The organism is Stieleria bergensis (genome assembly GCA_007745635.1).
Taxonomy (GTDB): Bacteria; Planctomycetota; Planctomycetia; order Pirellulales; family Pirellulaceae; genus Stieleria; species Stieleria bergensis.
In genome coordinates, this window is sequence record CP036272.1 from 5,344,861 (window position 1) to 5,354,805 (window position 9,945).

The following is a 9,945-nucleotide window of genomic DNA, read 5'->3' on the forward strand; positions in this document are numbered from 1 at the left end:
AAAAAAACAATGAGTACTGAAGAAGCAGCTGCCGGAGGATCGGCAGAGGGAGCAACTCTCGAAGCAAGCGAATTTTCCTCGCTCCTCCAAAAAGAGTTCCGCCCCAAGTCTGACCAAGCCAAAGAGGCCGTCGAGACCGCCGTCCAAACGCTTGCCGAACAAGCCCTCGCCCAAACCGGCTTGATCTCAGACGATGTGCTGAAATCAATCGAAGCCATCATCGCTCAGATTGATGGCAAACTCAGCGAGCAAGTCAACAAGATTCTTCACAACGAAGACTTCCAAAAACTGGAAGGTGCTTGGCGCGGTTTGCACCACTTGGTGAACAATACCGAAACCGACGAAATGCTGAAGATCCGAGTGATGAATATCACCAAGAAGGAGCTTCACAAAACCGTCAAGAAATTCAAAGGCACCGCTTGGGATCAGAGCCCGATCTTCAAGAAGATGTACGAAGAAGAGTACGGCCAATTCGGTGGCGAGCCTTACGGCTGCCTCGTAGGCGATTACCACTTCGACCACAGCCCGCCAGACGTCGAACTGCTCGGCGAAATGGCCAAGATCTCTGCCGCCTGTCACGCGCCCTTCATCGCCGGTGTTGCACCGTCGGTCATGCAGATGGACAGCTGGCAAGAACTGACCAACCCGCGTGACTTGACCAAGATCTTCCAGACTCCAGAATACGCCGCATGGCGTTCACTGCGTGAGTCTGAAGACTCCAAGTACATCGGCTTGGCAATGCCTAAGTTCCTCGCACGATTGCCGTACGGCGCTGCCTCCGACCCCGTGGAAGAGTTCGCCTTCGAAGAAGACACCGAAGGCCAAGATAGCTCAAAGTACACTTGGTCCAATGCTGCCTATGCGATGGCGACCAATATCACTCGTTCGTTCAAACAGTACGGCTGGTGCTCGCAAATCCGCGGCATCGAATCCGGTGGTGCTGTGGAAGGGCTTCCCTGTCACACATTCCCCACCGATGATGGCGGTGTGGACATGAAATGCCCCACTGAAATCGCGATCAGTGACCGCCGCGAAGCCGAACTGGCTCAGAACGGCTTCATGCCACTGATCCACAAGAAGAACTCAGACTTCGCCGCCTTCATTGGCGCTCAGTCCTTGCATGCTCCTGCGGAATACGACGACCCCGATGCGACCGCCAACGCAAACCTTGGCGCGCGCTTGCCCTACCTGTTTGCCACCTGCCGCTTTGCACACTACCTTAAGTGCATCGTGCGTGACAAAGTCGGTAGCTTCAAAGAACGCAGCGACATGCAGCGTTGGCTCCAGGACTGGATCCTGCAGTACGTCGACGGTAACCCTGGAACATCTAGCGACGACACCAAAGCGAGAAAGCCATTGGCTGACGCCGAAGTCGTTGTGGAAGAAGTCGAAGGAAACCCCGGCTACTACACCTCCAAGTTCTTCCTTCGCCCACACTACCAACTAGAAGGCCTGTCGGTCTCCTTGCGTCTGGTGTCGAAACTTCCATCCGGCAAGGGTGGCGGCTGATTCAGCCCGAAAGCAATAACGCCTCACGCTGCTCGCTGGGCAGCGTGATCAGAATAAAACCAAAGCAATCCACAATCCCAACAACACCTTTCAAAAAGGAAACGCAACATGGCTGTCGACATGTTCCTTGAAATCAAGGGCGAAATCAAAGGCGAATCTCAAGACAAGACACACAAGGACGAAATTGACGTTCTTGCGTGGAGCTGGGGTGTTTCACAATCTGGCTCTTTCCACGTCGGTGGCGGCGGTGGAGCTGGTAAAGCGAACTTCCAAGACATCTCGGTCACCAAGTGGATCGACAGCTCATCTCCAATCTTGATGCTGTACTGCTCCAACGGTGACCACTTCAAAGAGGCCACCCTGACGGTCCGCAAAGCCGGCAAAAAACCTCTTGAGTACTTGATCCTGAAGATGAAGGACGTCCTGGTCACCAGCGTTAGCGTTGGCGGATCCGGTGGCGAAGATCGACTCACCGAAAATATTTCGCTTAACTTCCGCGAATTCAAGTACGAATACACGCCGCAGAAAGAAGACGGAACGGCGGAAGCCAAGAAAGAGTTCAAGTGGAACATCGCCACGAACTCTGCGTGATCTAGCGTGCGTCTTGAGCCCAACGGCTCAAAACGCCATCCGCTCAAAACGGTGCATCAATGCGTGGCATACGCAGGGATGCACCGTTTTTTTGTGCACCGCTTTTTTGTACACCAAACTTGTACCGGGTGGCGCGATTAAGACGACCACGACGGCAACCCTGCGCTGTTTTGCGATATGATGAACGCTGAAGCTTTGCGGATCAGGCAAACTCACCGATCAATCAAAGGTTGGGAGACCGCTACGAATCCATTCGGTGACCGGCGTTCCTGATCTGCGAGACACACGACTAAGCTCACCCAACTTCATCACCACTGGCTACCACCAGAGATCATCGCGACGCCTGCATTGACAGTGCTCGTTGCCACCCATTGCCAACACAACCAAATTCATGATTGCCGAAGATTATTTGCGTGAAGGAAAGCTTGACGAAGCTTTTGCAGAGTTAAAGAAAGTTGTGCAGGCTAACCCGGCCGATGCCAAGTATCGCGTCTTCCTGTTTCAGATGATGACCGTGCTGGGCAAATGGGAAAGCGCCTTAACACAACTGGAACTCTCCGGCGAACTCGATGCCGGTAATTTGGCCATGGTCCAGGCTTATCGAGAAGCCATTCGTTGCGAAGTGCTACGTCACAAAGTCATGTCCGGTGATCGACAACCGATGATCTTTGGTGAACCAGAGCCCTGGATCGCGATGATGCTTGAAGCGTTCAAGTTGCAAGCAACCGGCCACCTTCCTCAAGCCTGCCAGCTTCGAGCTGAAGCACTCGAACAGGCGCCAGCTGTCAGCGGCACTCTGATTGATTCGGACGAGAAACCTGTCCGTTTTGAATGGATCTGCGACTCCGACCCGCGACTAGGCCCCATCCTGGAAACGCTGATTAACGGTCAGTATTACTGGGTCCCCATGCATCGCATCGCAAAGATCACCATCGATCCGCCAAGCGATCTACGCGACTTTGTATGGAGCGCTGCTCATTTCACTTGGTCCAACGGCGGAGAGACCTTTGGGATGATCCCCAGTCGATATCCGGGCTCGGAGACCAGCGAAGACGCGGCGATTCGACTTTCACGCAAAACAGACTGGGAGTGCGTGGGCGATGAAGCCGACCCTAGCCAATACATTGGACATGGCCAACGCATGCTGGCGACCGATGTGGATGAGTTTGCCTTATTTCAGATTCGATCTTTGGAACTGGATGTCGAAATGGAACAGGCCGATCCTGAACCGGATGATGAGACCAACTGATGGCAGAACTGACCGCCCAAGAACGCCTGTTCCCATCGCTGCTGGATCGTTTGACCGATGACCACCGCGAGTCAACCGTGGAATCACGCGATCAAAAAGTCTTTTCGATTCACAAGTTGCGAGCTGCGGTGCTGCGAGACCTGGCCTGGCTGATGAACACCACACACATCGAAGCCAAGACAGACCTGACGCCGTTTCCACACGTTCAAGCAAGCGTCATCAACTATGGCATTCCTGACATGACCGGAAAGACAATCTCCGGTTTGGAAGTCAACCAATTCGAAACCGTGATCCGCCAATCCATTTTGAATTTTGAACCACGTATCATTCCCCATACATTGGGCGTGCGTGGCAAGAAGCAAAGCGAGTCTTATCACGGCAACTCGTTGACCTTCGAAATTGAAGGCGAAATGTGGGCCAAGCCCTTTCCAGAACGTCTGTTCTTACGTTCTGAGTTGGACTTGGAAACTGGAACGGTGACCATTGTTGAAGCGTAACGGAGAACGTTGGCATGGACCCACGTCTACTTAATTTTTACAACCAAGAATTGCAGTTCGTTCGTGAATCGGGCGCTGAGTTCGCCAAGCAATATCCCAAGATTGCGGGTCGCATCGGGCTGGATGAGTTCGATTGCGCTGACCCTTATGTGGAACGCTTGTTCGAGGGGTTTGCGTTTTTAGCAGCGCGCGTGCAGCTGAAAATGAACGCCGAGTTCCCTCGGTTCACCGAACACCTGCTGGAAACGGTGTTTCCCAACTACCTGGCGCCCACGCCCTCGATGGCAGTGGTCCAGATGCACCCCGACCTGAACGAAGGTGCTTTGGCGGACGGTTTCACGCTTCCACGGCATTCTGTTTTGCAAGGCTTACTGGGCAAAGGCGAACAGACACGTTGCACCTATCGCACCGCACATGATGTGGAACTCTGGCCCTTGGTTCTGCAACAGGCTGACTATTTCCCCCGCGATGTCGCTGCCTTACAGCTGCCAGATCACCCGGACGTGAAGGCGGCTTTGGTCCTGCGTTTCCAGACCTCCGCGGGTGCCAAGTTCAACCAGCTGTCGCTGGATCAACTGCCACTTTTCTTGCAGGGCACCAGCGACATTCCCTCGCGTCTGTACGAAGAATTACTTGCCAATGCGATCGGCATTGCAGTCAGACCATACAGCACTGGCGGAGAGCAGAATACGAACTGGAATCTACGCATCGACAAGAAATGCGTCACGCCACAAGGTTTCGCCACCGACCAAGCGTTGCTGCCCAATGAAGCGCGTTCTTTCGAAGGCTACCGTTTGCTACAGGAATACTTTGCGTTTCCTGAACGGTTTATGTTCACCCAACTCAATGGGCTCAATCAGCAGCTGCGTACCTGCGAGACCGAGACGATTGAAGTCGCGATCTTGCTTCGACACGGCGACTCCTTGCTGGCCAACCGTGTGAACGAGTCACACTTTGCCTTGTTTGCCACACCGGTGATCAATCTGTTTGAAAAGCGTGCGGACCGAATCCTGCTGTCCGATCGCTTTCATGAATACCAAGTCATACCCGATCGCACGCGGCCATTGGACTTCGAAGTTTATAGCATCCAAGACGTTGCCGGCTATTCCACCGGCAATGAAAACGAACGGCCCTTTCTGCCGTTCTATGCGATGAACGATTCGGTACACAAAGCAGAAGACCAAGGCTATTACACTCTCCTTCGCCGCCCGCGTGTGGTATCGGATCGCAATCGAGCCTCCGGACCGCGCAGCAGTTACATCGGCAGTGAAACTTTCATGATGCTAGTCGATGGTCAAGAGCACGCCTTGTCACACGACCTGCGACAAGTGGGCTTGCAAACCTTGTGCACCAATCGCGACTTGCCTTTGCAGCTTCCACTGGGCCTTGGGAATACCGACTTCAATTTGGAAGTCAGTGCACCGATTGATCAAATCCGCTGTATCGCTGGGCCGTCCAAACCCAGCCCGCCGCGAACCTTCGAAGGTGGTGAAACCGTGTGGCGTTTGATCAGCCATTTGTCGCTCAACTACCTAAGCCTGACCGACAGCAAACAGGGTGGTGCGGCTGCCATGCGTGAGTTGCTGTCACTGTACGTGGACCGCAATGATCACCAGGCGATGAAACAAGTGGACGCGTTGCGCTCCGTGATGTCTGAACCCGTGATTCGCCCCATTCAGTCCTCCGGGCCGATGAACTTTGGTCGCGGACTTCAAATCACGGTTTCCCTGGATGAATCCGGATTTGAAGGGACAGGGTCCTTCTTGATGGCATCGGTACTGAACGAATTCTTTACCAAGTACGTTTCGATCAACTCCTTTATCGAAACGGTTTTACAGACAACTGAACGTGGCGAGGTAGCAAAATGGCCGACCAGGATGGGACAGCGCCACGCGCTGTAGCGGACACGTTGCAAGGGATGTACGACCATCCCTACCGCTTTCATTTTTATCATGCCATGCGTCTGCTCGAGCGCATGTTCCCCGATTCACCTCGTCTTGGCGACAGCGTGCGCATTGACGATGACATCGTTCGGTTGAGTCACAAACCGTCGCTCAAGTTCGCACCGGCAGCGGTCAGTACGTTCAAGCCTCCACAGTCTCGCGTCGAAGAACTGCTTGACGAAAGTGAACTCGGTCATTTCCAAGATCAGCAACCCCAATCCGCTGGGGAAATGGGCGTTGAGTTCTTTGGGCTCACCGGCCCCAACGGCCCCCTACCGCTGCACCTGACCGAATATGCTCAAGATCGGATTCGGCATCACGATGACCCGACGTTCGCTGCCTTCCTAGACATTTTCCATCACCGACTTCTGTCACTGTTTTATCGTGCCTGGGCCAACGCCAATCCCGTCACCCATCGAGATCGCCCTGGTGAAGATCGCTACTCGGTGTTCGTTGGTTCCATGATGGGACTTGGCCAGGATTCGCTACGTGACCGTGACGCTCTACCTGATTTCGCCAAACTGTTTTATTCGGGCAACTTCTCTTGTCAAAGCAAGTCACCCGAGCGTCTGCAGTCGATGCTGTCTGAGTACTTCGGCGTTCCCTGCCAGATAGAAGAGTTTGTCGGCCAGTGGGTTGCACTTCCCAGCGAATGCTATTTTCGCCTTGGTGATGATCCAGCCAGCGCAACACTCGGAGAAGCCTGCACGTTAGGATCACATGTTTGGAATTGCCAACAAAAATTTCGAGTCACCGTTGGTCCGGTCAATTGGCAGGACTTTCAACGCATGCTACCCGGTGGCGCAAGCTTAGATCGCCTGACAGCAATGGTTCGAAATTACATTGGCGACGAATGGAATTGGGACTTAAACATCGTGTTACAGCGTGAAGACGTTCCATCTTGGCAACTGGGCGAAGGACAACTCGGACAGACAGTCTGGTCCGACGCAGCAGGTGTCAAACAAGATTCTCGTGACCTCTTGATCGCCGGTAATCGCTAACCGGTTGTTCCCGCCCAACGGACCAACCAAAGGTCAAGAAGTCAGAGCAATTACAACGCGGTTTTGGATTCCCACGAACCCAGCCTCGTTATCAACCACCCATTTACCTCACAACTTCTCTCGACCGAGGGTCTCTGCTTTGTCTGATATTAGTCGCACCGCGCTGTTCGGAAAACTCAATCGTGTTGGTTACCAGTCCATTGAAAGCGCCACTGTCTTCTGCAAGATGCGCGGCAATCCCTATGTTGAACTGGTGCACTGGATCCATCAAATCCTGCAACTTGAAGACTCGGATCTGCATCATGTCGTCAAGGAGTTTGACATCAACCCTTCGCGGTTGGTCAAAGACTTGACACAATCGTTGGATCAATTGCCACGGGGCTCGACCTCCATTTCAGATTTGTCATCACACATCGAAGAAGCCGTAGAGCGTAGTTGGGTGTATGGCACGCTGATGTTTGGCGAAACCCAAGTCCGCACCGGCCATTTGGTTGTGGGGATGCTGAAGACCCGTTCCCTGAAAAACGCCCTGCTGGCGATTTCGGGTGAGTTTGAAAAAATCAAGCTCGAGAAATTGACCGAGAGATTTGCCGAAATCGTCAGTGGATCTCCTGAAGAGTCACTTTCTGCCAGCGACGGTTTCCAAACCGGTGGCGGTGCGGCTCCCGGCGAAGCCAGTGGCGCGATGGCCCCTGCTCAAATGGGCAAGCAAGAGGCGCTCAAACAGTTCACCGTTGACTTGACCCAGCGAGCTCGCGATGGCGAGATCGATCCCATCGTTGGCCGCGACGAAGAAATTCGTCAGATCATTGACATCCTGATGCGTCGTCGACAGAACAATCCCATCCTGACCGGTGAAGCCGGTGTCGGTAAGACCGCTGTCGTCGAGGGCTTTGCACTCAAAATCGCCAGCGGAGATGTCCCACCGAGTCTGCAAGACGTCTCGCTGTTGTCACTTGACGTGGGCTTGCTGCAAGCGGGCGCCAGCATGAAGGGTGAATTCGAAAACCGCCTCAAGCAAGTCATTGAGGAAGTTCAATCGTCAACCAAACCCATCATCATGTTCATCGATGAAGCTCACACGCTGGTCGGTGCTGGCGGAGCGGCCGGCACAGGTGACGCTGCCAACTTGCTCAAGCCAGCCTTGGCACGTGGAACACTGCGAACCGTCGCCGCAACCACTTGGGCAGAATACAAGAAGCACATTGAAAAGGACCCCGCACTGACCCGTCGTTTTCAGGTCGTTCAAGTCGAAGAGCCTAGCGAAGAACGCGCAATCCTGATGATGCGCGGCATCACCTCGACTTTGGAAAAACACCACAAAGTCAAGATCCTTGATGAAGCCCTGGAAGCCGCAGTCCGCCTTTCCCACCGCTACATTCCAGCCCGGCAACTGCCGGACAAATCGGTCAGCCTGCTGGACACCGCCGCCGCACGTGTGGCGATCAGCCAACACGCCGTGCCTGCCGAAGTCGACGACTGCCAGAAACGGATCGACGCACTGAACACCGAACTCAAGATCATCGCCGATGAACACTTGGTAGGCGTTGACACCGATGAACGCGAGAAACGTGCCAGCACGCTTTTGTCCGAAGAAACAGAGCGTTTGGCAACCCTCACCGCACGTTGGAATGAAGAAAAAGATCTCGTTCATCAAGTGCTTGAGGTGCGTGCTAAACTGCGTGGACAAACCGCTAAAGTTGAAGGCACTGACAGCAACCTCGAACAAGCCGCTGATGCTGTGGCAACCGAAGTCGAAGTGCAGACTGCAGAGGGCAGCGGCCCCGTTGAAGAATTGACTGAGGAACAACGTGCAGAATTGCTGGGGCAATTGCAAGGATTGCAACAGCAACTGAGTGAACTGCAAGGCGAATCGCCGTTGATCCTGCCGACTGTCGATGAACAAGCGGTGGGTTCAGTCGTCGAAGACTGGACGGGCATCCCAGTGGGCCGAATGGTCAAAGACGAAGTCGAAACCGTTCTGCAACTGGCCGACATTCTAAATGAACGGATTATCGGCCAAACACACGCCCTGAAGATGATTGCAAAACGCATTCAGACATCGCGTGCTGGCTTGGACAATCCCAACAAACCCATCGGGGTGTTCATGCTGGCCGGCCCTTCAGGGGTCGGTAAGACTGAAACCGCTCTCGCCCTAGCAGAAGCACTCTACGGCGGTGAGCAAAACGTGATCACGATTAACATGAGCGAGTTCCAAGAAGCTCATACCGTCAGCACGCTGAAAGGGGCCCCTCCCGGATACGTCGGCTATGGTGAAGGAGGAATCCTGACCGAAGCAGTCCGTCGTCGCCCCTACAGCGTGGTGTTGCTAGACGAAGTCGAAAAGGCACACAGCGATGTCCACGAAATCTTCTTCCAAGTCTTCGACAAAGGCTGGATGGAAGATGGCGAAGGACGTCAAATTGACTTCAAGAACACCTTGATCTTGTTGACCACCAATGCCGGTACCGACATGGTGATGAACATGTGCAAGGATCCAGAACTCAAACCCGATCCCGAAGGACTTTCCAAAGCGCTGCGTGAACCGCTGCTGAAGGTTTTCCCACCGGCTCTGCTTGGCCGAATCGTCGCCATTCCGTACTACCCACTGAGTGACGAAATGATTGACGCCATCGCTCGTTTACAGCTGGGGCGCGTTGAAAAGCGGATCTCGGCAACACACGGCATTCCATTCAGCTTTGACGATGACGTGATCAAGCTGATCGCCAGCCGTTGCACCGAATTGGATAGCGGAGGCCGAATGATTGACTCCATCCTAACCAATACCGTTCTGCCACAAATCAGCGGTGAGTTCTTGACTCGCATGATGAAAGGCCAGAGCATCGACAAGGTTCACGTCAGCGTCACCGATGGCGAGTTCGATTATTCGTTCGAATAATCGTCCCAGTCACACCGCCGTGCTAAGCACGCACCAAGAAACCCTGGCAACGCCAACCGCAACCAGCCACAACAAAACCCTCCCCGGCCGGCGGGAGGATGTTGGTGGTAGCGCCGTTGACTGAACTCTCCCGCTGGCGGGAGAGTCGAGCGTTAGCGAGGTGAGGGGAGTGCCGGGATAAAACCGGATTGAGATAGGGAATGAAAGTGTCCTACGTAGAAAGTCTAGCCAACTGCTATGGCCTCCATCGGAGGTG

General features: G+C 54.0%; 8 protein-coding genes. 7 read left to right on the forward strand and 1 reads right to left on the reverse strand.

The window, feature by feature from the left end:
- Window positions 1-9: 9 nt before the first annotated feature.
- Window positions 10-1,509, forward strand: coding sequence for a type VI secretion system contractile sheath large subunit (gene tssC / locus SV7mr_RS18710; protein ID WP_145275597.1), 1,500 nt, complete (start codon window positions 10-12; stop codon window positions 1,507-1,509).
- A 108-nt stretch (window positions 1,510-1,617) separates the two neighbouring features.
- The gene (locus SV7mr_RS18715) at window positions 1,618-2,100 is read left to right on the forward strand and encodes an Hcp family type VI secretion system effector (protein WP_145275599.1); all 483 of its coding nucleotides are present in this window, start codon (window positions 1,618-1,620) and stop codon (window positions 2,098-2,100) included.
- 27 nt (window positions 2,101-2,127) lie between these two features.
- Here SV7mr_RS18715 and SV7mr_RS25585 read toward each other — a convergent pair whose 3' ends face one another.
- A complete protein-coding gene (locus SV7mr_RS25585) occupies window positions 2,128-2,316 on the reverse strand; it encodes a hypothetical protein (RefSeq protein WP_419187595.1) in 189 nt (62 codons plus the stop codon).
- A 175-nt stretch (window positions 2,317-2,491) separates the two neighbouring features.
- Here SV7mr_RS25585 and SV7mr_RS18720 point away from each other — a divergent pair, with 175 nt between their 5' ends.
- The 5 genes from SV7mr_RS18720 to tssH all read left to right on the forward strand — a co-directional run bounded on the left by SV7mr_RS18720 (window position 2,492) and on the right by tssH (window position 9,689).
- Window positions 2,492-3,349 (forward strand): type VI secretion system accessory protein TagJ, encoded by an 858-nt coding sequence (locus SV7mr_RS18720; protein WP_145275601.1) that lies wholly within the window; start codon window positions 2,492-2,494, stop codon window positions 3,347-3,349.
- Window positions 3,349-3,846: a type VI secretion system baseplate subunit TssE gene (tssE, locus tag SV7mr_RS18725; protein WP_145275603.1), complete on the forward strand. Its 498-nt coding sequence runs from the start codon at window positions 3,349-3,351 to the stop codon at window positions 3,844-3,846. Before SV7mr_RS18720 ends, tssE begins: the two co-directional genes overlap by 1 nt.
- Window positions 3,847-3,860: 14 nt before the next feature.
- A complete protein-coding gene (gene tssF / locus SV7mr_RS18730) occupies window positions 3,861-5,747 on the forward strand; it encodes a type VI secretion system baseplate subunit TssF (protein ID WP_145275605.1) in 1,887 nt (628 codons plus the stop codon).
- A complete protein-coding gene (tssG, locus tag SV7mr_RS18735) occupies window positions 5,711-6,790 on the forward strand; it encodes a type VI secretion system baseplate subunit TssG (protein WP_145275607.1) in 1,080 nt (359 codons plus the stop codon). The genes tssF and tssG overlap by 37 nt, the downstream gene beginning before the upstream one ends.
- Window positions 6,791-6,929: 139 nt before the next feature.
- Window positions 6,930-9,689 (forward strand): type VI secretion system ATPase TssH, encoded by a 2,760-nt coding sequence (gene tssH, locus SV7mr_RS18740; protein ID WP_145275609.1) that lies wholly within the window; start codon window positions 6,930-6,932, stop codon window positions 9,687-9,689.
- The last annotated feature ends 256 nt before the right edge of the window (window positions 9,690-9,945 follow it).

Excerpts from the sequence above, each read along its gene's own strand:
- tssG (WP_145275607.1), top strand. The coding sequence starts at position 5,711 with ATGGCCGACCAGGATGGGACAGCGCCACGCGCTGTAGCGGACACGTTG.
- tssF (WP_145275605.1), top strand. The coding sequence starts at position 3,861 with ATGGACCCACGTCTACTTAATTTTTACAACCAAGAATTGCAGTTCGTT.
- SV7mr_RS18720 (WP_145275601.1), top strand. The coding sequence starts at position 2,492 with ATGATTGCCGAAGATTATTTGCGTGAAGGAAAGCTTGACGAAGCTTTT.
- SV7mr_RS18715 (WP_145275599.1), top strand. The coding sequence starts at position 1,618 with ATGGCTGTCGACATGTTCCTTGAAATCAAGGGCGAAATCAAAGGCGAA.
- tssC (WP_145275597.1), top strand. The coding sequence starts at position 10 with ATGAGTACTGAAGAAGCAGCTGCCGGAGGATCGGCAGAGGGAGCAACT.
- tssE (WP_145275603.1), top strand. The coding sequence starts at position 3,349 with ATGGCAGAACTGACCGCCCAAGAACGCCTGTTCCCATCGCTGCTGGAT.